General features: G+C 39.6%; 23 protein-coding genes. 10 read left to right on the top strand and 13 right to left on the bottom strand.

Features of this window, described 5'->3' with window-relative positions; genetic code table 11:
- Positions 1-139 precede the first annotated feature (139 nt).
- The 3 genes from AB4128_RS03410 to AB4128_RS03400 all read left to right on the top strand — a co-directional run bounded on the left by AB4128_RS03410 (position 140) and on the right by AB4128_RS03400 (position 2200).
- Complete coding sequence (locus AB4128_RS03410; RefSeq protein ID WP_372036830.1) at positions 140-955, top strand: RecX family transcriptional regulator; 816 nt, start codon at positions 140-142, stop codon at positions 953-955.
- Positions 956-1124: 169 nt separating this feature from the next.
- Positions 1125-1415, top strand: a complete 291-nt coding sequence (locus tag AB4128_RS03405) for a putative quinol monooxygenase (RefSeq protein ID WP_055023248.1) — start codon at positions 1125-1127, stop codon at positions 1413-1415.
- Positions 1416-1459: 44 nt separating this feature from the next.
- Positions 1460-2200, top strand: coding sequence for a sulfite exporter TauE/SafE family protein (locus AB4128_RS03400; RefSeq protein WP_055023247.1), 741 nt, complete (start codon positions 1460-1462; stop codon positions 2198-2200).
- Positions 2201-2241: 41 nt separating this feature from the next.
- Here the strand turns inward: AB4128_RS03400 and AB4128_RS03395 are convergent, their stop codons facing one another.
- The gene (locus tag AB4128_RS03395) at positions 2242-3168 is read right to left on the bottom strand and encodes a LysR family transcriptional regulator (RefSeq protein ID WP_065107930.1); all 927 of its coding nucleotides are present in this window, start codon (positions 3166-3168) and stop codon (positions 2242-2244) included.
- A 220-nt stretch (positions 3169-3388) separates the two neighbouring features.
- On the opposite strand from AB4128_RS03395, the gene AB4128_RS03390 reads away from it, so the two are divergent.
- On the top strand, positions 3389-4084 hold the full coding sequence (locus tag AB4128_RS03390) for an aspartate/glutamate racemase family protein (RefSeq protein WP_372036827.1): 696 nt from the start codon (positions 3389-3391) through the stop codon (positions 4082-4084).
- An 84-nt stretch (positions 4085-4168) separates the two neighbouring features.
- Here the strand turns inward: AB4128_RS03390 and AB4128_RS03385 are convergent, their stop codons facing one another.
- The 7 genes from AB4128_RS03385 to AB4128_RS03355 all read right to left on the bottom strand — a co-directional run bounded on the left by AB4128_RS03385 (position 4169) and on the right by AB4128_RS03355 (position 9962).
- Complete coding sequence (locus AB4128_RS03385) at positions 4169-4420, bottom strand: hypothetical protein (RefSeq protein WP_192022807.1); 252 nt, start codon at positions 4418-4420, stop codon at positions 4169-4171.
- 1 nt (position 4421) lies between these two features.
- Positions 4422-6047, bottom strand: coding sequence for a PepSY-associated TM helix domain-containing protein (locus AB4128_RS03380; RefSeq protein WP_372036825.1), 1626 nt, complete (start codon positions 6045-6047; stop codon positions 4422-4424).
- A gap of 10 nt (positions 6048-6057) precedes the next feature.
- Complete coding sequence (locus AB4128_RS03375) at positions 6058-6354, bottom strand: hypothetical protein (RefSeq protein ID WP_065107933.1); 297 nt, start codon at positions 6352-6354, stop codon at positions 6058-6060.
- 283 nt (positions 6355-6637) lie between these two features.
- Positions 6638-7015 (bottom strand): hypothetical protein, encoded by a 378-nt coding sequence (locus AB4128_RS03370; RefSeq protein WP_372036823.1) that lies wholly within the window; start codon positions 7013-7015, stop codon positions 6638-6640.
- Positions 7016-7479: 464 nt separating this feature from the next.
- Entirely contained in the window at positions 7480-8016 is a 537-nt protein-coding gene (locus tag AB4128_RS03365) for a GNAT family N-acetyltransferase (protein ID WP_055023240.1), read from the bottom strand.
- 168 nt (positions 8017-8184) lie between these two features.
- The gene (locus AB4128_RS03360; protein ID WP_372036821.1) at positions 8185-8850 is read right to left on the bottom strand and encodes a tRNA (adenine(22)-N(1))-methyltransferase TrmK; all 666 of its coding nucleotides are present in this window, start codon (positions 8848-8850) and stop codon (positions 8185-8187) included.
- Positions 8851-8963: 113 nt separating this feature from the next.
- Positions 8964-9962: a LacI family DNA-binding transcriptional regulator gene (locus AB4128_RS03355; protein ID WP_372036820.1), complete on the bottom strand. Its 999-nt coding sequence runs from the start codon at positions 9960-9962 to the stop codon at positions 8964-8966.
- A gap of 200 nt (positions 9963-10162) precedes the next feature.
- On the opposite strand from AB4128_RS03355, the gene AB4128_RS03350 reads away from it, so the two are divergent.
- The 6 genes from AB4128_RS03350 to AB4128_RS03325 all read left to right on the top strand — a co-directional run bounded on the left by AB4128_RS03350 (position 10163) and on the right by AB4128_RS03325 (position 17761).
- Positions 10163-11197, top strand: a complete 1035-nt coding sequence (locus AB4128_RS03350; protein ID WP_372036818.1) for a UDP-glucose--hexose-1-phosphate uridylyltransferase — start codon at positions 10163-10165, stop codon at positions 11195-11197.
- Positions 11198-11296: 99 nt separating this feature from the next.
- Positions 11297-12454, top strand: a complete 1158-nt coding sequence (gene galK, locus AB4128_RS03345) for a galactokinase (protein ID WP_372036816.1) — start codon at positions 11297-11299, stop codon at positions 12452-12454.
- 386 nt (positions 12455-12840) lie between these two features.
- A complete protein-coding gene (locus AB4128_RS03340; protein ID WP_225442242.1) occupies positions 12841-13320 on the top strand; it encodes a cupin domain-containing protein in 480 nt (159 codons plus the stop codon).
- A gap of 347 nt (positions 13321-13667) precedes the next feature.
- Complete coding sequence (locus AB4128_RS03335) at positions 13668-16745, top strand: FAD-binding and (Fe-S)-binding domain-containing protein (protein ID WP_372036814.1); 3078 nt, start codon at positions 13668-13670, stop codon at positions 16743-16745.
- On the top strand, positions 16738-17196 hold the full coding sequence (locus AB4128_RS03330) for a DUF1285 domain-containing protein (protein ID WP_055023234.1): 459 nt from the start codon (positions 16738-16740) through the stop codon (positions 17194-17196). Before AB4128_RS03335 ends, AB4128_RS03330 begins: the two co-directional genes overlap by 8 nt.
- A gap of 154 nt (positions 17197-17350) precedes the next feature.
- Positions 17351-17761, top strand: a complete 411-nt coding sequence (locus tag AB4128_RS03325; RefSeq protein WP_055023233.1) for a MarR family winged helix-turn-helix transcriptional regulator — start codon at positions 17351-17353, stop codon at positions 17759-17761.
- A gap of 126 nt (positions 17762-17887) precedes the next feature.
- Here AB4128_RS03325 and AB4128_RS03320 read toward each other — a convergent pair whose 3' ends face one another.
- The 5 genes from AB4128_RS03320 to AB4128_RS03300 form a co-directional block, all read right to left on the bottom strand.
- Positions 17888-20995 (bottom strand): efflux RND transporter permease subunit, encoded by a 3108-nt coding sequence (locus AB4128_RS03320; protein ID WP_372036812.1) that lies wholly within the window; start codon positions 20993-20995, stop codon positions 17888-17890.
- Positions 20992-22332 (bottom strand): efflux RND transporter periplasmic adaptor subunit, encoded by a 1341-nt coding sequence (locus AB4128_RS03315; protein ID WP_372036810.1) that lies wholly within the window; start codon positions 22330-22332, stop codon positions 20992-20994. The genes AB4128_RS03320 and AB4128_RS03315 overlap by 4 nt, the downstream gene beginning before the upstream one ends.
- Positions 22329-22991 (bottom strand): TetR family transcriptional regulator, encoded by a 663-nt coding sequence (locus AB4128_RS03310; RefSeq protein WP_299569427.1) that lies wholly within the window; start codon positions 22989-22991, stop codon positions 22329-22331. The genes AB4128_RS03315 and AB4128_RS03310 overlap by 4 nt, the downstream gene beginning before the upstream one ends.
- A gap of 246 nt (positions 22992-23237) precedes the next feature.
- Positions 23238-24395 (bottom strand): iron-containing alcohol dehydrogenase, encoded by a 1158-nt coding sequence (locus AB4128_RS03305; RefSeq protein WP_372036807.1) that lies wholly within the window; start codon positions 24393-24395, stop codon positions 23238-23240.
- Positions 24396-24459: 64 nt separating this feature from the next.
- Positions 24460-25164 carry a type 1 glutamine amidotransferase domain-containing protein gene (locus tag AB4128_RS03300; protein ID WP_372036805.1) on the bottom strand — a complete coding sequence of 235 codons (705 nt, stop codon included), beginning with the start codon at positions 25162-25164 and terminating at the stop codon, positions 24460-24462.
- Positions 25165-25222 lie beyond the last annotated feature (58 nt).

Below are 25222 nucleotides of genomic sequence, written 5' to 3'. Positions count from 1 at the left end.
ATAGCGGTTTTTTTTTGCCTTAAGAACAGTATTAGCGCTAAATTTACAAATGACTTGAGTGTCACTCGATAATCTATTCATCTGAATAACGTATATCTGCTAGACTCAGTAGGTTTTTGGTTATTAAAGAAATTCAACTATGAATCGGACTCCGTTAAAGCAAGCGAAAACAATTGATAATGTATTCAATAGTGCATATTGGCATCTTAGCCAACAAGATTTCACTATTGAAGAAATTCGTCAAAAGCTGCTGCGAAAAACAGACAAGATTGAATGGGTTGATAAAGTGTTGGCACAGCTAATTGAAAGAGGTTACCTAAAAAAAAATTACGAGTTTGCAGTACGCTTTTGTGAGCTTGCCTATAGTAACGAACAAGGTAACGGAGCGATTAAAGGTAGATTACAACAACGTGGAGTTGAACTAACCGATATTGAACGTGCAATTGAGCATGTTATGTTTGAGCAAAATATTGATCTTAATATTCTTGCTTCTGCTAGGTTGAGTAATAAGTATGATAACTTTTTAAGTACCACTAAAGAAAAAGTGTATAGCCAAATGACCACTAAAGGCTTTACGCGTGCGCAAATCGATTACGCTTTATCAATTCACCCACAAAAAGACACTTTACGCTCAAAGCTCTCTATTAAAGCTGAGAAAGCTGATTTAAAGATAGAAATCATAAAACTATATTACAAAGGCAAAGGTAAGAAAGTCATTTTACAAGAACTAACACAACGTTTAATTGATGTCAGTGACTTTGAGAACGTGGTTTATCAGTTAACCTTGTCTCAAGAGGTTGATTTTTATGAGAGCTGTCAAAAGCAACTTGCTAAAAAGAGATATGTTCTTAGTGATTACAACGAGAAATCTAAAGCTTATGCCTACTTAATGCGAAAGGGCTTTAATAGCGACGAAATTAAAGAAGCCTTCTCTGCAGCTGTCGACCCAGAATAAAAAAACAACTATTTGTGTTTAGCAAACATCTTTATTTGTGATGTTAGTTATCAATTAAAATTTGAAAATGTTTCAATCATTAGCGTGTTTTTGTTGTTTAAAAATAGCGATATTATGTATTCGTCAACACGGTTCACAAAGATCCAAATACATTATTAAGGGCTAAATTATGAGTAAATTAACGATTGTTGCCAACATTATTGCAAAAGCAGACAAAGTCGAATTGGTTAAAGCAGAACTAGTAAAATTGATTGATGTAACTCGAGTTGAAGAAGGTTGTATTAATTATGACTTACATCAAGATAATGAAAATCCAGCTCATTTTTTATTTTATGAAAACTGGCAGTCACGTGAGTTATGGCAAACACATATGAACAATACACATTTAGCTGACTACATGGCTGCGACAGAAGGTGCTGTCGACTCGTTTGTATTGAATGAAATGACTCATATCGGTTAATTATTTGATAAAAGCCTTTTTGAACAAGGCTTTTTTGGCGTTTTATGATTTCAGATTTTAACTTTTATCTTGCCGCTATACCCGCAGTGTTTTTTTATGGCATGGGCAAAGGGGGCGTAGGAGGTATTTTGGGAATGCTGTCAGTACCGCTGATGGCATTAACTGTTTCTCCTATACAAGCCGCAGCAATACTATTACCTCTGTTATGCGTTATGGACTTGATTGCCCTTTATTACCATCGAAAAAATTGTAACTATCATGAGTTAAAGCAAATGCTGCCTTTTGCCATCATAGGTATTATTGTTGCTGCTTATTTTATGGGAAGTCTGCCTGCACATATCGTGGAGTTTATAATTGGTGGCTTAGCAATGGCTTTTCTAGCGCAAAAATTTCTATGTAAAAAAAGCCAGACTCCTTCAAAAGTTAATAATCACTTGTTAATGCTGACGTCAGGTTTTGCCAGCACGATTGCCCATGCTGGTGGACCACCAGTGAGTATGGCGTTATTACCTAAAAATTTACCTAAAGCGCAATTAATTGGTACAAGTGTGGTGTTTTTTGCCCTGATTAACTTTATAAAGCTTATTCCATATACCTATATGGGGCAGTTTGATGCAGCAAACCTGAATACCTCATTATTGTTAGTGCCAATAGCTTTTTTAGGTGTAAGAACAGGTGTTTGGCTGGTTAATCGCATTTCACAGCAGTTGATTTATACCTTTAGTTATTGGGTATTATTTCTAGTTGGCATAAAAATGATCTATTCAGGAGTCACTGGTGGATAAACTAAAAACAGAGGTTAGGGCACGTCCGTGAACACTTGATTTTAATCATTGACAATTATGCCTTTATTTACCAGTTGAGTTTTCAGTCCTGCGACTTTATCCCTAAATAAATCACGTAATCGTCTCACTGTAGGGGTGATTGACTGGCGGCTTGGACAAATTAACCACAGCTCTGTCGGGGTAGCTTGATAATCTAATAACAGTGGCGTGACGCGTTCATTGAGTAAATCATCAGCCATATCTAAGCATGATTTTATTGCTATACCTTGCCCCGAAACACACCAACGTCTCACTAAATCGCCATCATTGGAACTTCGGTTACCGACAAGTTTAGTTTTAATCGTGTCCTGCTGTTGGGTAAACGTCCATTCATCTTGAACGACCTCACGCAGTTGATACAAAAGTGCATTGTGATTTTTTAACTCGTGCGGATGCTGCGGTTTACCTTGCTTTTTAAGGTATTCGGGAGCTGCGCATACTACACGTGGAATATCGCAGATTTTAAACCCATAAGTACTGGCATCAGTGGGGGAGCCATATCTTAGCGCCATATCAACTGAGTCACGATAAAAATCGATATTACTATCGCTGATATTGCTACGTACGCTAACGTCAGGATTAGAAATAAGGAATTCATCAATCCAAGGGATGACAACATTTCGACCTAGATCTGATGATAGTGCTATTCGGATTTCTCCTTGCAGTACATCAGAGTCATCTCGTACGTTTTGTTGGGCATTGTCGAGTAATTGAACGGCTTGTTGACAGTGTGGAAGGTAACGCTCTCCCGCTGGTGATAACCTCAGCTGTCGTGTGGTTCTTATGAATAGTTCAACCCCTAAATGTGTCTCGACGCGTTTGACTGCGGCACTGGCTGTCGCAACTCGCATATCAAGACTGTTTGCAGCAGCAGTTATACTGCGAAACTCTGCTACTTTTAATATCACTTGTAAATCTTGAATCAGCATAATATCAACTTAATTTTGAAAATCTTTTACACATTATAGTGTTGTTAATGATGAAATATTGAGGCAATTGTAAAAGAAACCCGATAACAATTTGAGCCTTATTCGATAAGGTTATGAGCATATTGAATGACTGTATGAAAGAGTGGCGTATTAATGGCAGTATGTACAACAAATTGAATTGGATGAATCATGTTTTTCGCATGTAAGATGGGATGACACAATGAAAACAATAGGCTTGTTAGGCGGAATGAGCTGGGAGTCAACCAGCAACTATTACAAGGCAATCAATCAAGGAATCAAGGCGTCACTAGGTGGCTTACATTCAGCCAAAATATGTCTGTTTAGTGTTAACTTTGCTGAGATTGAGTCACTACAGCACCAAGGTGATTGGCAACAAACTGCAGAAATTTTATCAAACGCGGCTAAATCGGTTGAAGCGGGTGGTGCTGATTGTTTACTTATTTGCACTAATACCATGCATAAAGTGGCAGAAGAAGTACAGCGAGCTATCTCTATTCCTTTGCTGCATATAGCTGATGCTACAGCTAGCACTCTGCTTCTAGATGGTGTTCGTACCGTGGGTTTACTTGGCACTCAATTTACCATGTCACAAGATTTTTATAAGGGAAGGTTAACCGAACATCATGGTATTGATGTCATTGTCCCGAACGGAACACAACAAAAGATGATTCATCACATTATTTATTCAGAGTTATGTCTTGGTGAGATTAAGGAGTCATCTCGTCACCAATATCTTGAAATAATCGATGATCTTTACCAACAGGGGGCTCAAGCGGTCATCTTGGGCTGTACTGAAATTGCCTTATTGGTACAGCAACAAGATACTCAGGTGCCACTTTATGATACGACACAGATTCACGCAGCGAGTGCGGTGAAATTTGCCTTGCATAAGTAAGCGGCTAGCTTATTCCTCACCTATCAATAACTGCTATTAATTAACAGTTAACTCAATGCCCCATTCACTATTGATGCTAACAAGTTAGCTTATATCGTTGGCTGAAATTGTTGTATTACGATTGAAAAAACTCAATATAATCCCGAATAGTGCGATAACAGCAAGGTATACAAAAACGCCACGCGCGGTACCGTATACGGTAATAAACATCACCACAGAAGTAATATTCAATAATGCCGAAAAACCTTTACGGATGTTGTTATTAGTAAATGTACCTGCCGCATTTAATAATAATGTCGCAAAATATGCCGTCATTAACGCGAATAATAATGTCATGCTAGATTCCTTCTTTAAGTTGCAGTGTTGAAGTTTGATACGTTTCATTCAACGATAAAGTGCTATTTAATTTTTGATACATTAGTAATAAAGCAATACCCAAGATGCATAATACTAAATCGACGCCAACAGAGACGTAATGACCTGTAACAAAGACATTAAGAAGGTGACTGTTGGTTAAGATGGCGTCCATTGGCATGATGAGAATCAATAACCAAGATGTGGTAAGGGTGAGGCATTGCATGGCCTTTTTGGCACTCATAACAAAAGGCAGACAGCAAGCCAGAAACCAAGTTATGAAGAACACATAAAATAATAAGCTGGTGGCATCAATACCTGGATACCATTTATTGACAATCAATTGAGTTGGGAACAACACTACGGTAGCTAAAACTAGTCCTGCACAACTACCTATAAGTAATTTATTGAATCTAATATATGTTTCTCGACTATGTGCAGGGTGCTTGGCATTCATACCTCTTTCTATCCATAACATAATGCCTGATATTGGTATCAGTGCAGTACTCAGGCCTAATATCGCCCAAATCGCTTTAATGAAAACGCCGCCAAAATTTCCGAAATGTAATGGAAACATCGCGTCTAGGATTTTTCCTGTTATGCCTTCAAGCCGACCGAAATTTGCTTGGGTGTTAATATACTCAGCATTGCTACCTTGATAAATTAAGGTCTCACCGCCGAGCTGTTCACCACCGGTTCCGAATAAGTAGACTAAAGCATTTTTATCGCCATAGCCCATTATTGCTACACGATTAAATGTTAAGTCTGGTCTTTGTTGTTCGCTAGCTTGTAAAATTGTTGCAAGCTTTGTTGGTGCTGCGACCTCGGCCATGATTGGTGGCTTTATTGCGGTAAAGGTTTCAATTAATTTTTCTTGGTCGCCATTAAAGCTGACGTAAGCTGCTGCAGGCACTAAAATGACAGTTGCTAAGCCTAAAAAAGCACCTGTAAATGCAATCATAGAGTGGAAAAGCACAGCCCAAACACTCATTACTTTATGGCCATCATTTAATGCAAGTGAAAAACTTTTACTGAGTCTAAAAGAAAATAATTGAGCCAAAATTTTTCTATGAATAACTATCCCTGTGGCGATCGACACCATTAGTGTTAAGCCTAATAATCCGGTGAGAATTAACCCAATAGGTCGCCCTAAATGTAAGTCTGCATGAAAATGAGCAACGAACGTGGCCATATTGAGTTTAATATGACTAAAAAAGCTCTCCATATCGGTTTTATTAGTGATCTTAAGTGTATTGGGATCTAACTCATAAACTACGCCTTTGTGCTCTTCCTTGCCATTTTCATCAATAAAGTGACCTTCATAAATAAGCCGAACCGTGGCCGAGTTTTTAGCATCAGGTAGTTGGATATGAACTTCTTCTAAATATTCAGGACCAACTTCAGCGGCATGCTGATGCACTTTTTCTGCTAATTGTGAAGAGGTACTTTCAATTGGACCTCGAATTGCGTTATTTGCCCATACAGTTAATTCTGGTTTTGCAAAAACAGCAACGGCACCTGTAAAGGCAATAATGAACAGTAATATTCCAGTAATGATGCCAACCCAGGAATGGAGTTTATATAGTTTTTTTATTGTTAGACTTTTCATTACTTTACCGTTAACCGACTAATGAGAAATAGGCTAGAAGAGAGTGAGAAATAATCAGCGTCAACATAATTAAATACACGTACTTTACTGAGGTCGCCATATAGCTGTAGATGAAAAGAGCTGTCCAAATAAAAGAAAACAGTAAAATCGGGATACCAATAGCATCATTTTGATGAAAAGGAAGGTAAGTTGTCATCCCTGGGATCATGACAGTCGCTGTTATTAATGCCAGCACAATAGCGGCAAAGCTACGGGCTTTTAAATGTGTGAATGTGGCATTACCTTGGTAACTATCTGTTTTATCCATAAAAGTAATTTGTCTAATCCGAGGTTAACTTAATCTAAATCCTAATGCTAATGATAATTGTTATCGTTACCTGTGTAAAGTGAACTTCCTATCTATTTCGGATTTGGTTTAAATCAGATGTTGTGATTCGAGTAAAGTCAGGGAGCAGTTGAGGTTTTCTTGTGAGGTAATTATTCGTTGGCAAGTAAAAGTATAACGAGTTTATAGGATTGAAGTTAACTAGGCATAGTTAAAACAGTATATTACAAGCGATTCTCACACTTATAATATACTGATAAACAAATTATTCAGCAGTTTCACTCACTTTATTGTCAACATACTCGTTAATTGAGATTGCTCTTTGATTAATTCTTCCACATCCACGAGCTAGTTGTGTTCGCTCAACACTATTAACCCCTAAAGCCATGGCTTGGTAAAATCGGCTGTTGTATTTATTAATTGATACACGAACTTGTTCTTGATCATATAGACTGAGCACACTTTCAATAGCACTAGTATCTTTACCAATAAAATCATATTTTACATAGCAGTCAGAAAGGTCTTTTAATAATTCGTTTGCAACGTAGTCTTTATGGTTTGGAGCTGATATGTCATCACTTGCAACTGCGCTAAAACTCAATAGGATTCCTAAAGTCGTTAATATCGATTTATATGTTTTCATGTTTAACATCCCAAAATAGTTAATGTCTAGATAAAGGTAATACAATCAAACATTTGCTCAGAAGCATAAAGGGGTAGTATTGCACTCCTTCCTTGAGCTATTGCATCCTTTCCTTGGTTAAATCAATAAATAATTCAGTAACTTGTATTATTACTTGGTAATAATACAAGCTAAAACTAAATTAACATTGATGAATTAATATTAGCATAAGTATATTTTCTGTCTAACCAGAATTGATTTCAGTTAACATTGAGCAATTATGTGGTTGTGTACTTATAACAATTCGCAGAATAGTTACAATAGAAATGAAAACATGAGGGAAGTCGTGCCAGCTTGCAGGGGTAGGTTATGTAATTAAGTCATAAGTTCTTGCAAGCAGACTTAATCGGACAATTAAATCCTTATTAAATTTCATATATCAGCGTTTATTCAAATAACGGGTAATTGAAATTATTTACAATAAATTACCAATATTTTTGTTTGTTCAGCGCATCAACACAGCTTATAACGCTGTCTTGTTTGCTAATCTCTACCTCATTAAGCGTTTGTGCAATCCAGCCTTCTGGATACGTTAATGTGAAGGGGGCAGTAATAATGGCATCGTTAATCTGCTTAAAACCAACCTTATTATAGTAGTTAGGGTCGCCATAACTAAACACACGTTCAACACCAGTTGCTTTAAGATAAGACAAACCTTCAAGAATCAGTTTCTGCCCGATTCCCTGACCTTGGTTCTCGGTATTAATCGCAACAGGAGACAAGATAAATGCGTTTGCGTTATTCGCAGTAACAAGTCGACTGAAGAAGATGCAACCAATAACAAACTCGTTTTCAGTGGCAACAAAACCAATAAGATCCTTTGAGTCAGTTGTTGTGATTAAATCATCAACAAGCCTTGCAATAACTTGCCCTTCATCAGCTCCCTCTGAGTCGGAAAATACATTAGCAAAAAGCTCTATAACGGTTTCTGCTTGACTTGCTTGGTACTGTGCGATTTTCATGGGTGCCTTTTTTACTTAAATGAGAACGTAATAACATCGTTAGAATTAAACTGATTACATGTCGATTAACAGTGTAGCCAAATTTGCTTAATAGGGGCTGAATAAAATTGAACGTACAAAGATAATTATGCCAATAATTTGTGCTTTTATGTATTTACGATCTTAAGCTTATAGTAACTGTTCATAAGCGTTAATGACGTTTTTGACCAGCAAGGGTTGTCCTTTTTGAATTCGCTGATAATGCGCTAACGTTTTATGCAGGTATTGCTGATTTATCAATTTTTGCTCTTCGCAATCTGTTTGCCAAAAAAGCTCACCAGTTAAACTAATTGGTTTCATCTTGTCAGCGTTATTGGTGACATGAATGACTTCATAGTAGCGGCCATTTTCTTCAATCAATACTTCCGCTTTTAACGATAAATGTAGATTTGAAAGATTTTGGCGCAGTTCAAATTGGTGATGAACTGGACATAGGAGTATATCTATTACTTGATCAGGATGAGCATGAAGTATGTTAGTGACTAAATCACTCATTAAGTCGCCGCCAATGCCTGCAATGATTACCAAGTGATGGCCTTGGTATTGAGTTAACGGTAATAAGGAAACATCGATACAGTGGGTTTGCCAAGTGTTGGTATTAGCAAAAAAATGGTTCAATTTGTGGCTTAAATTTGACATCAATTCTGGCACAATATCAACAAAATGGACCTTAGCAGATTGTTGTTTTAATAGTGCAGCGCCGAGGTAACCATGATCGCAGCAACAATCCCAAATATGATCAAACCCTGGTTCTACCATATGACATATTTGTAATAAGCGTTTACTGAGTTTCATTAGTTTATCTAGCCAGATCCTAAAAAGGCGCTATTTTAGTCGGTTTTAATGCTTTTTGCTGCAATATTTACAGCACGTACTTCAATTTTTTTACAATGAAAATGGTCGATAATTTATAAGGCTTGAGTAGACTCTCTTATCACTAACTCTGGTGAATAAGATGATGATTGCGCTGTTGGATTAATAGTAGCTAACAGGGCTAATAAGGCTGCATTTTTAGCCATGGAATCAATAGGATAACGTAAGGTTGTTAGCTTAGGTCTTGAATAACGTGATAATAACACGTCATCAAAGCCGATGACGGAAACATCATTAGGTACTGACAAGCCTTTATCTTCAAGGGTAGAAATAACACCAATGGCCATAGCGTCGTTATATACAAATATGGCACTGAAGGGAGTATTTTGTTTAAGTAAATCTTGAGCCGCTTGTTCTCCACCTTGCAGGCTAGGTGATGCATAGGTGATTAATTTATCATTGAGTGTTAAGCCATGACTTGCTAAACCACGTTGAAATCCTGCCAAACGTTCTTTTGGATCATCAATATCCAGATTACTGTTTACACACGCAATATTGCTATGATTTAACTCGGAGAAATAGTCTGCCGCTTTTTGACCTCCAATGTGGTTATCAAGCCAAATACAGCGGTGACTGATTGCTTCAATATAGCGATCAATTAATACAAACTTTGGGTTATCGTTAAACAAAGCGATTAATGTTTCATCTGGTATTTTTTTGCTATGAATCACGATTGATTCACAGCGCTGTTGCATCAAAGACGCTATCGCTTTCATTTCTGATTCAGCACTCACTTGGCCTGTACTGATAAGTAGCTGCACTTTATTTTCTCGCGCAATTTGGTCGATTCCATTGGCGAGTGCTGCAAAAAATGGGTCAGCAACATCAGGAATAACCACACCAATGGTAGCTGCTTTTTTCATGACCAATGAACGGGCATTAATATTGGGCTGATACCCCATAGTGCTAATTAGGTGTTGAATACGTTCTCGGGTTTTAGCGCCCACTTTGGGTCCATTATTAACGACACGCGATACAGTAGCCACAGATACATTGGCGGCTCTGGCGATATCTTTAATGGTTGCTTTTGACACAACATATCCTGAATGAAAGTTATTAGTAGCAGTAAATTACCTTTCTAACTCGGGTTTAGCAAACAAATAGTCCAATTAAAAATAGCTATTGCACAAAAGAGGGTAAACGTTTACCCTTTTATCATTGTATTGTTTTTAAACAGCACGTGTGCCATCGAGTTATTAGCATTATTGTTTATAAAATTGAAATGGAAAGCATCATGACGTTTGATCCTACTGAGCATCCTCATCGCCGATTTAATCCATTGATAAATGAGTGGATACTTGTTTCGCCACATCGAGCAAAGCGGCCTTGGCAAGGCCAAGTTGAAAGCATTGATAATGACGTTAAGCCTAGTTATGACGAGTCATGCTTTTTGTGCTCAGGTAATACGCGAATTAATGGAGAAGTGAACCCTGAGTATCAAGATACTTTTGTATTTCAAAATGATTTTGCTGCATTAAAACCAGACACCCCTAAACACAGTGAAAACGATCCTTTATTTAAAATAGAATCAGAGCAAGGTGAAAGTCGTGTCATTTGTTTTTCGCCTGATCACAGTAAAAGCTTGCCGCAGCTATCTGTTGCTGCCATCACAAAAGTCGTGGCCTGTTGGCAAGAGCAAACTCGAGAATTAAGCGAGCAGTATCAGTGGGTACAAGTATTTGAGAATAAAGGGGCGGTAATGGGCTGCTCAAATCCTCATCCACATGGCCAAGTTTGGGCGCAAAATCATTTACCAACGTTAGTGCAAAAAAAACAACTGGCATTGTCTTCGTATTATGAGGCCCATCAATCAAGCCTTTTAAATGACTACGTTGGCAGAGAACTGGACAATGCAGAACGCATTGTAGTGGCTAATGAAGATTGGGTCGTTGTAGTGCCTTATTGGGCGGCTTGGCCATTTGAAACATTAGTCTTACCGCGTTTTAGTGTAACTCGCATGACAGAACTCAGCTTTGCACAACAGTCGACACTCGCCGATATTATTAAAAAAATTACCATTAAATACGACAACCTTTTTAATTGTTCTTTCCCGTATTCAATGGGGTGGCATGGTGCGCCATTTGATGGCAAAAAACACCCTGAATGGACATTACATGCCAGCTTTTTACCACCACTTTTACGTTCTGCCAGTGTACGAAAGTTTATGGTGGGATATGAAATGATGGCCGAATCTCAACGGGATCTCACCCCAGAACAAGCAGCCACAATGCTTCGTCAGCAAAGTGATGTGCATTATAAATCAGAGTAAGCGGCCATTTGGGCAAGTATAAGGACTACGAAATATAGCCAGTAGCTGGCGCATCGAAGCGCTTTATTTAAAGAGATAACACAGATAACGGATTGAATAATGAGTGAGCAATTGATAAAGAATGTAAAACACGCTTTCGAAGCGCAATTTGGTTATGCCTCTAGTCATGTCGTTACGGCGCCAGGCAGAGTCAACTTAATTGGCGAGCACACTGATTATAATGATGGTTTTGTGTTGCCATGTGCCATTAATTACAACGCAGCAGTCGCTGCAAGTCGTCGTGATGACAATGTCGTACGAGTTATTTCTTTAGATTATGGCTTAGCTGTTGATGAGTTTAGTGTAAGTGAAGAAATAACTCATGCAGAGCATGATTGGGCTAATTACATTCGTGGTGTGGTAAAGCACTTATTATTACGTGGTTATCATTTTAATGGCGCCGATATCGTTATTAGTGGAAATGTCCCACAAGGCGCGGGGTTAAGCTCATCTGCGGCATTAGAAGTGGTAATAGGTCAAACCTTTAAAACCTTATATGACTTAGCTATATCGCAACAAGAAATCGCCCTAAATGGCCAAGAAGCTGAGAATAAGTTTGTTGGGTGTAATTGCGGCATTATGGATCAGCTTATTTCGGCGCAGGCCAAAAAAGGCCATGCGTTATTAATTGATTGCCGCTCATTAAAAACTCAGCCAGTAAAACTGCCTGATGGTTTCAGCGTATTAATTGTAAACTCCAATAAAAAACGTGGTTTAGTCGACAGTGAGTACAATACTCGCAGGCAGCAATGTGAAGATGCAGCAGCTTATTTTAATGTTCAGGCACTGCGTGATGTTGATATCGCAAGATTTAATGATCAACAAAGTGAACTTTCATCAGTTATCGCCAAGCGAGCAAGGCATATTATCACCGAAAATCAACGTACTATAGATGCTGCTGAGGCAATGAGAAATAATGACATCAAAACATTACAACGACTTATGGCAGAATCGCATGCATCTATGCGAGATGATTTTGAAATAACGGTATCGGAAATCGATATTTTAGTGGAGATCATTAAAGCTGAGATAGGAGAGGCTGGTGGAGTAAGAATGACCGGTGGAGGCTTTGGAGGTTGTGTGGTTTCACTCGTACCTGATGAAATGGTTGAGCAAGTGATTAAAGCGGTTAATGCACAATACGAGCAGCAAACAGGCCTGGCTCCAAGTATCTTCATATGCAGTGCGGAAGAGGGAGCGACTGCGGTAGATGAGTAAGTGTTATTTATTGTTATTTTTTCTTAATAAGCCATATCGTCTGTAATACCGTCTATTGTGTTACACGACACATGTAATTTAGTATTCTGATCAACACAGTTTATCACCTATCTAGTTTGCATGATGACTCGATAGGTGTTTTTTTATTGATATCTTTTCACTGGTTTTTCATAAGCTTGGTATTTAAGCTGTATATAATAAGAATCTGATAAAAACAGATAGCAATCCAGCTATTGCTAGTTAGCGCTTCTGATTAAGTACTTCTGATTAAATACTTTGGATTTAGCATCTCAAATTAGTGCTTCAGATAGATTTGTATAAAACGGATTTTGAGTCTGCTTTAATATTCATCTCTGATTTAAAATCATCGACTATAAGGAAATAACATGATTTACCACTTCACAGCTAAGAAGATACCGTGCCTAGCAAGCGCTTTACGTTCAGTAATGTTTTTAGGTGTAAGCCTGACTTTCGTTTCTAGTTTTTTGAGTACAGCTGTCGCCATAGAGCCAACCGATGATATTGCAGTTGAGCAACTCCTTAAAACAAGCAAAAGTTGGGATGGTCGTACACTACCTAGTTATCCAACAGGTCAACCAGAAGTCACTATTTTAAAAATAACCATTGCCCCCGGTGCGACCTTGCCATATCACCAGCATCCGGTCATTAATGCTGGCATATTAACGAAAGGACATTTAACTGTAACGACAAAAGCCGGTAAACAACTCGTTATGAAAGCGGGTGATGCAATAGCTGAAGTCGTTGATAAGTGGCATTACGGTACTAACTCAGGAGTAGAACCAGTCGAGATAATTGTTTTTTATGCAGGAATAGAAGGTAAACCGTTAACAATCAAGCAGAAATAAAGCGCTATTTAAATTTTGAACATTACTCTAAAACCGATATGAACTTACTCTGTAGGTATTAACAGGTCGTTTATTGTTAGGCTCGGTTATCAATTTGGCCAATTAATTTTTGCCAATTATTGTCTACCAATTAATTACAGACATTACAATTGTGCCAATGATGCTCAATGATAAGTCATCATATTCATTAGGATGAGACAGATATTTATCAATTGATGAAATATGCGGCCATGATTTTGTAGAATATTCAATCGATATCAAAATTTAATGAATTTTACTAACTCAACTACTTAGCTGTTATTTTTTTGTTTATAATGATGACAAAATTACTATAACAGAAGTCGACTATGCTGCCGCTGCTATCCCATCATCAAACATTAGAACCTATCTATTTACGCTTTTTAGAAGCGCTTGAAGCCTCTTCGTTTGCAGGTGAAATAGATAAACGTTACAGCGCAAGGCTAATCCAAGCGACCGATAATTCTGTTTACCAGTTTTTACCTCAAGCTGTAATTTATCCGCTAAATCAAACTGATGTTGAACTGGTGTTAACACTGGCTTCAGAACCTCAATATAAGCAAGTCACTTTTAGTGCCCGTGGCGGCGGTACAGGTACTAACGGTCAGTCTTTAACTCATGGCTTTATTCTTGATGTTTCAAGGCATATGAATCAAGTGCTTGAAGTCAACGCTGAAGAAGGTTGGGTCAGAGTACAAGCCGGTGTCGTTAAAGATGCATTGAACGATGCACTGCGGCCACATGGATACTTTTTTAGTCCTGACTTATCAACCTCTAACCGTGCCACTGTTGGCGGGATGATTAATACTGATGCTTCAGGTGCGGGCTCTCTTGTCTATGGTAAAACCTCAGATCATGTATTAGGACTAACCAGCGTGCTGGTTGATGGCAGTGTACTAGCAACTTCACCAATGCAAGGTGATATTGCACTGGGTAAACAAGGTGATTTACACCAACAAGTTAATCAAAATTCCTTTGCTCAACATATTGTCAGTCATATTGCGAGTCGTTGTCATGAAAAGCGAGACTTGATTGTTAAGCAATTCCCTGCGTTAAATCGTTTTTTAACGGGGTATGATTTACGCCATGTCTGGAATGATGATCTGACTCAATTTGATTTATCGCGGATATTAGCAGGCTCTGAAGGCACGCTAGCGGTCTTAACCGAAGCTAAACTTAATATTACACCGCTTCCTAACACGCGAATGATGCTTAATATCAAATATGATTCGTTTGAGTCAGCATTACGGCATGCACCTTCTTTGGTTGCAGCGAGTGCCACAGTGGTTGAAACGATCGATTCAAAAGTGCTTAACCTTGCCCGTGAAGATATTATCTGGCATTCAGTTTCACACCTGATTGAAGCTGTACCTGATAAAGTCATCGAGGGGCTTAACATGGTTGAGTTTGCGGGTGATGAAGAGGATGTCAAAGCACGTATTAGCAAACTGGAATCTGTGTTGGCAAGCCAACTTGCCAATGAAGAAGCTGGTGTTGTGGGTTATCAAATCACTTCAGATAAACCAAGTATCAATAAAATTTATGCGATGCGTAAAAAAGCTGTGGGATTACTTGGGGCAACAAAAGGTCGCCGTAAGCCACTCGCATTTGCCGAAGACACCGCAGTGCCGCCTGAAAACTTAGCTGACTTTATTATGGAGTTTCGTCATTTATTAGACGGGCATAAGCTGCAATATGGCATGTTTGGTCATGTTGATGCTGGTGTGTTACATGTTCGTCCTGCACTAGATATGTGTGATGAAGCAGATGAAAAGTTATTGAAAACCATTTCAGATCAAGTGGCAGAGTTAACGCTTAAATATGGCGGCTTGATGTGGGGTGAACATGGTAAAGGTGTTCGCGGAGAATACGGTCCAGCGGTATTTGGCGATGAACTGTACGGTGAGCTTGAAGAAATTAAAGGTTTATTCGATCCGCAAAACCGTTTAAACCCAGGTAAATTGGTTGCTCCAAAAGACAGTGGCCCTATGATGTTTAACGTCGACAGTGTTAAACGTGGCACATTCGACCGTCAAATCCCAATCCAAGTACGTGATGCGTTTCCTGATGTGATGAACTGCAATGGTAATGGCCTTTGCTTTAATTACAGCAGTTATTCTTTTATGTGTCCGTCATTTAAAGCAACGGGCGACCGTATCCATTCGCCAAAAGGGCGCAGTGGCTTAATGAGAGAATGGCTACGTTTACTAGAAGCTGAAGGTGTTGATGTTGATGCCCTAGCTAAGTCAAAACCATTAAGTTTTTTACAACGTGCTCAGAATAGCTATAACGCAGAGCGTGACTACGATTATTCCCATGAAGTGATGGAGTCTTTGAAAGGATGTTTAGCCTGTAAAGCATGCTCTGGACAATGCCCAGTTAAAGTAGATGTGCCTAAATTTAGAGCCCAATTTTTTAATATCTATTACAAGCGTTATATGCGCCCAGCAAAAGACTATTTGGTCGCAGGTATTGAAGATATGTTACCTATGATGGCCACAATGCCAAAGGTGACTAACTTTGCATCGCAAAATAAACTCAGCCAATGGGTGATTAAAAAATCGATTGGTTATGTCGATGCGCCAGCATTATCGGTGCCGACACTCAAACAACGCTTAGATGGACATGAAAGTCGTGGCTATGATTTAGAAGCGCTACAGGGTATTCCTCAATCAGAGCGTGCTCAATATGTGTTAGTGGTTCAAGATCCTTTTAACAGCTTTTATGATGCGGATCTGGTGTATCGCTTTATTCAGCTAATAAAAGAAATGGGCTTAAAGCCGGTATTATTGCCATTTAAACCTAATGGTAAGCCTACCCACATAAAAGGTTTTTTAGATAAGTTTGCAAAAACAGCGCAATCTAGTGCTGACTTTTTGAATCAAGTGTATGCGCTTAATATGCCAATGGTGGGGTTAGACCCAGCCTTAGTCTTATGTTACCGAGATGAATATCAGCAAGTATTAGGCAATAGGCGTGGTAACTTTGAAGTGTTATTAGCAAATGAATGGCTAACGGATGCCATCAATTCAATACCAACACTGAATAAAACGCAGCAAAAATTTAGCTGGTTCAGCCATTGTACTGAATCAACGGCAAAACCTGCCACGCCAGTAGAATGGAAAACCATATTTAGTCACTTTGGGGCTGAATTCGATGTGATTAACGTTGGTTGCTGCGGTATGGCTGGCACCTACGGTCACGAACAAGATAATTTAGGTCGTTCCACTAAATTGTTTGCTATGTCTTGGCAGCCGACCTTAGATAAGATTGACGATAAAACGCAAATTTTAGTGTCAGGCTATTCATGTCGAAGCCAAGTTAAACGTTTTGCAGGCTTCAAACCAAAACATCCAATTGAAGCCTTATTGCAATTGTTAGTTCAAGCGAAACAAGATAATGGCTGAACCCATTAACATTGCCGAACAATTGGGGCAATTAAGCCCCAATAATGACGAAAGCCAGCAATCGTCTACACCGTTATGCAGTGATGAACCACTATTTAATATTAATATGCAAGGCGAGTGGACGTATTTGGGCAGTCCACTGCCGAAAAAGTTTGCTAAGTTATTTGCTAGTGTACTTAATGGTATTGATGGGAAGTATTTCTTGATTACGCCAGTGGAAAAGGTGCAGGTGACAGTTGAACGTCACGCTTTCGTGATTGTTGATTATATTGAAAATGATGATAACAGCTTATCCCTAATTAGCAGTATTGGTACTGAGCATATAATCAACAACCCTTCATTGGTGAGATTGTTAGAAGATGCTATTGAATTTCCAGTAGAAAGAGGCGTCATTGCAGGGTTAGGGCGTGCTTGTTACTACCGCTATATTAATCAATTTGTAACAGACTGACTAAAATAGCGGTCTTATACGTATCTTACCTAGCTTAAGGTGTTAACCTGAGTATATGATGGTAATCTAAAATACAACTCAGAAATCTGCATTCTTGGCTTGATTCGTTAATTTACCTAGTAGCTAAGGATTGCTGAGCATGTAGGAGGGTTTTATGAAGCGGTACGAAAGTCTTTATTATCAAATCTCTCACCTCAACATCACGCTTCAAAATGAGCTTGATGAACGCTTAAAACGTTATGAATTAGACGTTAAGCTTTGGCCGGTGCTGTTTTCTTTATGGCAAGAAGAGGGCATAAGCCAAACTGAACTATCAAAGCTATGTGATGTGGCTAACTACACCATGACGCGTCTGCTTGACCAATTACAAGTACAAGGCTATATCACTCGCCACCAAGAGTCAGACAATCGCCGAGCATTCCAAATTTTCTTAACTGACGCGGGCAAAGCGCTAGAGCAAGACTTGATCCATGAAGCGCAGTGGGTCAATGAGAAGTGTCTGGAAGCTCTCGATGAGCAAGAACAGCAAACTTTATTGCAATTGTTGAATAAAATAAATAAATAAATAGCCTGAGCATGAGTAAGAGGGAGTCTATTTTTTGTTTCAGTTATATTGAACTATCAATTAAAAGGCCGTTAATGTTGTCATTAACGGCCTTTTGTTTCTTGTCAGTTTGAGCTTATGGTTTGTTTAGGCTGACAATTCTTCATGCTTATGCACGAGATTAAAGTCAGCTAATACGGCATAAGCACTTGGTATAATAAATAATACCAATAAGGTAGAGGTGAAAATACCAAACACAATAGAGATTACAATCGGTTTTACGACTTGCGCCTGTAATGAGGTTTCCATCAGTAATGGCAGTAACCCTGCAGCTGTAGTAAGCGATGTTAAAAATACCGCTCTAAACCTATCTCGGCTCGCTTTGACTACTGCTTCTTGAATGTCATCACCTATATCAACGTGGTGCCTTATGTATTGCACCAATAATATGGAGTCGTTGACGACAATACCAGCTAATGAAACAAAGCCTAAAATTGATGGCATTGATAAGCTGTGACCTGTTAATAAGTGTCCCCAGAATACCCCAATTAAGGCAAGTGGGATGGCTAACATCACCACAAATGGTTCTAAGTAACTTCTGAATTGAAAACTTAAAATGGCGAACAAGCCAAATAAGCCAATGATGAAACCTTGCATGAACGAGGCTCCAGTTTTAGCGGTTTCTTTAGCCGCACCTTCATAGTCCACTCGTAAACCTGGGTATTTTTCCCGTAATTCATTGGCATATTCATTACGTACTTTGCTGACAATCTCACTACCATTGGCTTTAGCATTATCAATATCAGCCATTACGGTTACGGTGCGCTGACTTTCAATTCGCTGTATACGTACGTAAGAGCGCTCATAATTCAATGTAGCGACAGCATTAAGTGGCAGCTGACTCCCATCACTAAGCATAATAGGAAAGTTGGCTAATGCCTGTAAATTCCCTGCTTGTTGTTTATTTAGGCGTACTTGAATTTCAATGTTTTCGGGTCCTGCTTGCACGTCATCGGCAGTTTGCCCAAAGTAAGCTGCGCGCAGTTGTGATGCGATCATCTCGCCATCGACACCGAAATTTTCTGCGCCGTCACGCAGTTTAACGAGCACTTCTTCTTTACCAGGGCGCATGTCGTCCAAAATACCATTTACGCCTGAGAACTGGCTTAAATAAGATTGCAGATCGACTGAGGCCATTTTAAGTAATTCTAAGTCATCATGTTGAAGTCTGACTTCCACATCACGCCCAGCAGGCCCCATACTTGGTTGCTTAAAGACGAGCGATAATGGCTCAGCGATGTCTCCACTTTCTAGACGCCAATCTCGAATAAAGTCATCGATTAAGCTTTCTCGAGTCTCCGCTGACAATAAATCTAACCTGACTGTTGCAACGTGGGGACCTGATTCACCGGCATCGGCGTTCATGTTGTATTGTTCGGTGATATAGCGAATCAAATTTGAGTCTTCTTGATTCTCTTTGGTATAACGGTCACCTATTTTATTCGCACTGGCGACTAACTTTTCGACCACTTGTTTGGTTTGATCCAGTGTTGAGCCTGGCGGCAATATAATGCGCGCTTCAGCGATATCACCATCAAGTTCAGGGAAGCCAACAAATTTCACAGCGCCGCCGGCAACTAGGGCAATAGAGACAAAGAGTAAACCTAAGGTTGCCCCCAGGCTTGCATAACGCCACTTAACCACAAAGGTGACAGCTTCAACTAAATTGTTATTACGAAAATGCTCAAATTTTTCTAAAAAGACACGCTTAAATTTAAGCGGTGGTTTTTCTTGTTTATTTGATTTTAATGAGTGGCTTAAATGGTTCGGTAAAATCAAAAATGCTTCAATCAAACTGACGCTGAGCACCATAATTAAGACGAGTGGTACAACGGATAGTACATCGCCCATTTGGCCGTCGAGCCACAACAAACTGCCAAAAATAAACACTGTCGTTAAAAAGGATGAGAATACCCCTGGTGCGACTTTTTTAACTCCTTGAGTGACAGCATCATTAATGGGTAAGCCTTTTTCTACATGGGCAGCAACTGACTCTGCGATCACAATGGCATCATCCATCATGATACCAATAGCCATCAACAAACCGACTAGGCTCATGATGTTAATGGATACGCCAAACACCCACATTAAAAATAACCCGCCCATGAAGGCGACAGGCAGACCTGCGGACACCCAAAAAGAATAACGTAACGAGAAAAACAGCCACATTGAAAAGAACACTAAGATGATCCCTTGCCAGCCATTCTTAAGCAGCATGGATAATCTGTCTTGAAGCAATGATGACATATCATTTGTGAGCGTGAGCGTTACGCCATCAGGGGCGACGAGTTGCTCTTGAGCCACAAACTCGGTGACACGCTCTTTAATGCGCAAAGCATCATCAGCTTTATTTTTTTGAACTTTTAATACCGCTGCAGCTTTACCATTAAATATGGTGTGCTCTTCTTCTAGTTCAAATAAGTCTTCAATTTTAGCGATGTCACGTAAGCGAACCACACCGCCTTCAGGGTTTGATGATACGATTATTTTACCCAAATTATCTGGGGTAATTTGCCGCTCATCAAAACGGATCAATAAGTTTTTATCTGATAACTCTACGCTGCCTGCTGGCATTTGAACGTTCTGACGGCCAACTTTGTCGGCGACTTCCGCCACAGTAAGTCCTAAACGTCTTATGTCAGCCTCGTTTAGCTCGACTCGGATTTGATGATCTGAAAAGCCTGATACCGTGACTAAATTTACCCCTGCATCAATCTTTAACCGTCGTTTTAAATCTTCAGCGTAAGACTTTAAGTGAGGCAAACTGGCATCGGCTGCAATAGCAATATCGACGACAGGTTCTGCCCAATCAAGCTCTTTGACGGTCGGTGGGTCAATTTGTGATGGGAAGTCTTTAATGGCGTTAATTTCAGTCTGAATATCGACTAAACTGCGGCCCATATCGGCATCACCTGTGAGCTTAACGGTAAGAGAGGCAAAGCCTTCTTGTGCATCACATTTAGTTTCTTCAATGTCGCTTAGGCCATCAATGGCATCTTCCATTCTCAAACATAAGCTTTCTTCAACCTCTGCAGGAGAGGCGCCAGGATAAACGACACTGGCAATAATGTAAGGCGGGCTAAACTCTGGGAATGTTTCTCGCTTAATTTTGCCAATACTACTTAGGCCGACAACAAAAAACGCCAGCATCATTAAGTTTGCGATGGTTGGATGTCGAGTGAAAAAGTTAATCACTGGTTTAACTCCTCATCACTTTGACTGTTTTGTTGTGCCACTTTTAAACTCATGCCTGCAATGGCAGGAATAAGATCGTTAGTAACGATTTGCATGTTTTGAGTTAATGGTGCAGTTGTTGACTGGCTTTCGATTGCGACGCCCTTATCAGTGCGATATACCACTTTAACCTTAATAATCTGTAGTTTTCCTTCAAGATCCATGACATAGATTTGGTCGCCATGGAGGGCTTTTTCAGGGATAACAAATTGCTCTGACGGGTAGCCATGGATATAAGCTGTAACAAACATGCCATTGGTTAATGGTGGGCGTTTTACCAGATCCATATCATTAAAGTCTTGTTCAACTTCAAGGTAAAAGCCTATGGTTGCTTGATCCGGATTAATGGTATCGGCTATACGAGTGAGCTTTGCTTGCCACTGGTGATGTTTTTGTCCCATGTTGATTTCAACATAAGCATCAAAGTTGACTTTTTCGATTGATGGCAATGATGCTGTATCACGTGGGATCCCAGAGATGCTGCTAATCAGTGTTTCAGCATCTGGCAAAGAGAGCTCGGCTTTGATTTCTACAGCGCCGAGCTGGTGGGCTTCAAATAACACCGAACCATTCGTCACCGCTTGAGCTCGCTCTATGTTCACCTCAGCAATACGGGCGTCAAAGGGCAGGGTAAAGCGGGTATTGTTGAGTTGCCGCTGTGCATCATTCAGTAAGGCTTGGTTAACTTTGACTTGAGCTTGGGTTACTTTTCTATCATCGGGCAGTAAACTCAAGCTGCTGTTTAAGTCTTGAACTAGGTTACGCTGGGCAAGTAATGCTTGCTTTTGGGTTTCGAGTTCTGACTTAGATATAAGATTTTTCACATTAAGCGCTTGTTTACGCTGGTACTCTTGATCCACTAACGTGAGTTTTTGCTTTTCAATTTGCAAACTGGTTTCAAGGTTAACTTCTTTTTGGTTTAACTGAATTAACTGCGCCTCTGCGGCATTCACATTAGCTTCAGCTTGTGCCAATTTAAGTTCGTATTCGAGTGGATCAATAGCTAATACTAAGGTGCCAGCTTTAATTAAGCGGCCAGTTTCAAGTTCTGGGTGACGATAAATAATTTTACCACCAACCTCGGCAATACCTTGCCAACTGTGCTTGGGCGCGACTCTGCCATACGCTTTAATCACTGGCATACTTTGTTGTTTGTCGAGATTAATGACTTCAACTAAACGAGATTTGTCATGACCTGCTTCCAGTTCAGGCGATGAGCGCATTGCAATAGCGATAAATAAAATAATAAATCCGGCAGCAATCCCCGGGAAAACATAACGTCTTTTTAAGCTGGTCATTTTTTGCAGTCCTGGCTTGGTTGGTTGCCATCGGCAAAAAGCCCATGACGTAAAAGTGATGCATTGTGCTTCGCAAGCTTTTGCATAAATTCAGGTGAGGTTTCAATGCCTACGGCTTTTTTAAATAGCTCAGGCATCAAAAAAGGGAAAATCAGTAAGCTAATAAAACTCATTTTGGCGCACATTACATCAACATCCGCTTTTAAAATATCGGCATCTTTAATTTTGTCTATGATGGCGAATTTAGGTGATGGCATTAAGGTTAATAGCCTTGCTTGTAGTTCACGATTTTGCGGTGAGTCAGGCAAACTTGCAGTGCGATAAATGAGCTTCGGAAAATCTGGGTTTTGACTCATCATACTGTAATAAGTGCTAAGTATTTCTTCTGGTGAGTTGTGGATCATTGCTTTGTTAGTTTGAGATATTTTTTGCGTCAGTGGTGCTAATGTTTCTTTTAGCATTTCACTGAATAAGCCCAATTTGGATTGAAAATAATAACGGATCAGACTGGCGTCAACATTCGCTTGCTGTGCAATCGCACGTACAGAGACTTTGTCGTAATCACTTTCAACAAAGAGTACGCGAGCAGCTTCGATTAATGCATTGCGATTATCGACCTGAGTTAACGGTCTACCAGCAGTTTTTTTAAGAATGGGCATCGGTAAGCACTAATGTATGAATAATTCTTCAAGTGTAGAATATAGTAAGCCAACCTGAGTCTTTCGTTTACTATTTAAATTCATCAATATTCCACATTTGATGAATTAATTGAAAATTTCAACACTAGATCACACTTCTTTCAGTGGCGATTAAAATATTAAAACAGTATAAAAAACAAAAGCTAGCAAGATGCTAGCTTTTAGTCACAACAGAGTAAAAATCTGTGTTCAATTAAGTTAAATCATTTATAACGCTGTCGTTAGTATTTCTCGGCTGACAGTTAAATCAATATCACCATGTTCACCTAGTTTTGTCATACCGTGTTTTTCAAGGGCGTTAACCATTACATCGACTTGATCTGTACCTAAATCAATATCTCCTAAACGAATTGGCACTTGCATTCGTTTAAAGAACGCTTCTGTTGCAAGAATCGCTTGATCAATTTTTTGCTTATCAGTGCCTGTAGTGATGCCAAATACACGTTCAGCATATTGAACTAGCTTGTCATGTTTTTGTTCTCGGCGCACTTTCATTACCGCAGGTAACACAATTGATAAAGTACGTGCATGATCAATACCGTGGCTGGCTGTTAATTCATGACCAATCATGTGAGTCGACCAATCTTGTGGTACGCCGGCACCAATTAAGCCATTAAGTGCCATGGTGGCTGACCACATGATATTAGCTCTGACTTCAAGATCTTGTTTTGTATCGGCAGCCAGTGCTTTAGGGCCTTCTTCAATTAAGGTTTGCAGTAAACCTTCACTGAATCTGTCTTGTACTTTACCGTTGACGCTGTAAGTTAAGTATTGCTCCATAATATGAATGTAAGCATCAATAACCCCATTACTAATTTGTCGATCTGACAGTGATAGCGTCACTGAAGGATCGAGTACAGCAAATAATGGTCTGACTAATGGGCTACCAAATGGCAGTTTATTACCATCACGAGTAATAACGGAGCCGCCATTAGACTCTGAACCTGTCGCTGGCAGTGTTAAGACTGCACCGATTGGCAGTGCTTGTTTAACACTTGCACCTTTTGCAACGATATCCCAAGGATCTTGGCCTTCAAATTTTGCAGCAGCGGCTATAAATTTAACGCCATCAACGACTGAACCACCGCCTACTGCTAGGAGGTAATCAATATTTTCCGCTTCAATGATGGCTTGCGCTTTCATTAACGTATCGTATTGCGGGTTAGGCTCAACACCAGAGAACTCAAACCAAGTATGGTCTTTAAGTGCTTCGGTGACTTGTTGGTATACGCCATTTGACTTAATCGACCCGCCACCATAAACCATTAATACTTTGGCATCTGCTGGGATTTCTTGGCTGATTGCGCTGATTTGGTTTTCACCAAATAAAATTTTTGTATTGTTTTGAAAAGAAAAATTTAACATGTGTCGTTCCTGATAATAAAGTGATGCACTGTATTACACAGTGGGGATCAAGACTAATTGACGGTTATGCATTGAGCTGGCTAATCAACTTTTGTGCTGTTAATGATGAGCTAGCAGGATTTTGACCTGTTATGAGTAAGCCATCTTGTACGGAGAAAGCATGCCAATCTGCCGCTTTTTGGTAATCAGCACCACGGGCGATAAGTTCATCTTCTAATAAAAATGGCACAATATCCGTTAATTGGACAGCGTCTTCTTCTGAGTTCGTGAAGCCTGTTACGGCTTTATCAGCGACAAGATGCTTACCGTTTTGGTCTTTGACATTTAATAACACTGCTGTGGCGTGGCAAACTGCTGCGATAGGTTTATTTTGAACCACAAATTGGTTAATCAGTGAGATTGAATCTGCATTGTCAGCTAAATCCCATAATGGCCCATGTCCGCCCGGATAAAATACGCCATCAAACTCTGCTGGATTTATGCTAGATAATACATGAGTGTTAGCCAGCAATGATTTAAGCTGCTCGTCGTTGTCAAAACGGTGAGTGTCCTCTGTTTGAAAATCAGCTAATTCACTTTTGGGATCAATAGGCGGCTGTCCACCAAGAGGAGAGGCTAAAACGACTTCATAGCCAGCATCGGCAAATACATAATATGGTGCTGCAAACTCTTCAATCCAAAATCCGGTTTTTTCACCTGTATCGCCTAACTTGTCATGTGAAGTTAGCACCATTAATACTTTTTTGGTGGTTTGTGTTGCTTGAGTCATGATATTCCCTTAAACAAGTTTGTGTAATGAGGCTCTGAATAATGCAACACAGTATAGA

It is taken from the genome of Shewanella sp. 10N.286.52.A9, from assembly GCF_041468985.1.
Taxonomy (GTDB): domain Bacteria; phylum Pseudomonadota; class Gammaproteobacteria; order Enterobacterales; family Shewanellaceae; genus Shewanella; species Shewanella japonica.
The sequence above is the reverse complement of the archived record's forward strand: the minus strand, read 5'-3'. Positions and strand labels throughout refer to the sequence as shown.

Coding starts and splice junctions, on each gene's coding strand:
- AB4128_RS03410 (WP_372036830.1), top strand. CDS start 140: ATGAATCGGACTCCGTTAAAGCAAGCGAAAACAATTGATAATGTATTC.
- AB4128_RS03405 (WP_055023248.1), top strand. CDS start 1,125: ATGAGTAAATTAACGATTGTTGCCAACATTATTGCAAAAGCAGACAAA.
- AB4128_RS03400 (WP_055023247.1), top strand. CDS start 1,460: ATGATTTCAGATTTTAACTTTTATCTTGCCGCTATACCCGCAGTGTTT.
- AB4128_RS03395 (WP_065107930.1), bottom strand. CDS start 3,168: ATGCTGATTCAAGATTTACAAGTGATATTAAAAGTAGCAGAGTTTCGC.
- AB4128_RS03390 (WP_372036827.1), top strand. CDS start 3,389: ATGAAAACAATAGGCTTGTTAGGCGGAATGAGCTGGGAGTCAACCAGC.
- AB4128_RS03385 (WP_192022807.1), bottom strand. CDS start 4,420: ATGACATTATTATTCGCGTTAATGACGGCATATTTTGCGACATTATTA.
- AB4128_RS03380 (WP_372036825.1), bottom strand. CDS start 6,047: ATGAAAAGTCTAACAATAAAAAAACTATATAAACTCCATTCCTGGGTT.
- AB4128_RS03375 (WP_065107933.1), bottom strand. CDS start 6,354: ATGGATAAAACAGATAGTTACCAAGGTAATGCCACATTCACACATTTA.
- AB4128_RS03370 (WP_372036823.1), bottom strand. CDS start 7,015: ATGAAAACATATAAATCGATATTAACGACTTTAGGAATCCTATTGAGT.
- AB4128_RS03365 (WP_055023240.1), bottom strand. CDS start 8,016: ATGAAAATCGCACAGTACCAAGCAAGTCAAGCAGAAACCGTTATAGAG.
- AB4128_RS03360 (WP_372036821.1), bottom strand. CDS start 8,850: ATGAAACTCAGTAAACGCTTATTACAAATATGTCATATGGTAGAACCA.
- AB4128_RS03350 (WP_372036818.1), top strand. CDS start 10,163: ATGACGTTTGATCCTACTGAGCATCCTCATCGCCGATTTAATCCATTG.
- galK (WP_372036816.1), top strand. CDS start 11,297: ATGAGTGAGCAATTGATAAAGAATGTAAAACACGCTTTCGAAGCGCAA.
- AB4128_RS03340 (WP_225442242.1), top strand. CDS start 12,841: ATGATTTACCACTTCACAGCTAAGAAGATACCGTGCCTAGCAAGCGCT.
- AB4128_RS03335 (WP_372036814.1), top strand. CDS start 13,668: ATGCTGCCGCTGCTATCCCATCATCAAACATTAGAACCTATCTATTTA.
- AB4128_RS03330 (WP_055023234.1), top strand. CDS start 16,738: ATGGCTGAACCCATTAACATTGCCGAACAATTGGGGCAATTAAGCCCC.
- AB4128_RS03325 (WP_055023233.1), top strand. CDS start 17,351: ATGAAGCGGTACGAAAGTCTTTATTATCAAATCTCTCACCTCAACATC.
- AB4128_RS03315 (WP_372036810.1), bottom strand. CDS start 22,332: ATGACCAGCTTAAAAAGACGTTATGTTTTCCCGGGGATTGCTGCCGGA.
- AB4128_RS03310 (WP_299569427.1), bottom strand. CDS start 22,991: ATGCCCATTCTTAAAAAAACTGCTGGTAGACCGTTAACTCAGGTCGAT.
- AB4128_RS03305 (WP_372036807.1), bottom strand. CDS start 24,395: ATGTTAAATTTTTCTTTTCAAAACAATACAAAAATTTTATTTGGTGAA.
- AB4128_RS03300 (WP_372036805.1), bottom strand. CDS start 25,164: ATGACTCAAGCAACACAAACCACCAAAAAAGTATTAATGGTGCTAACT.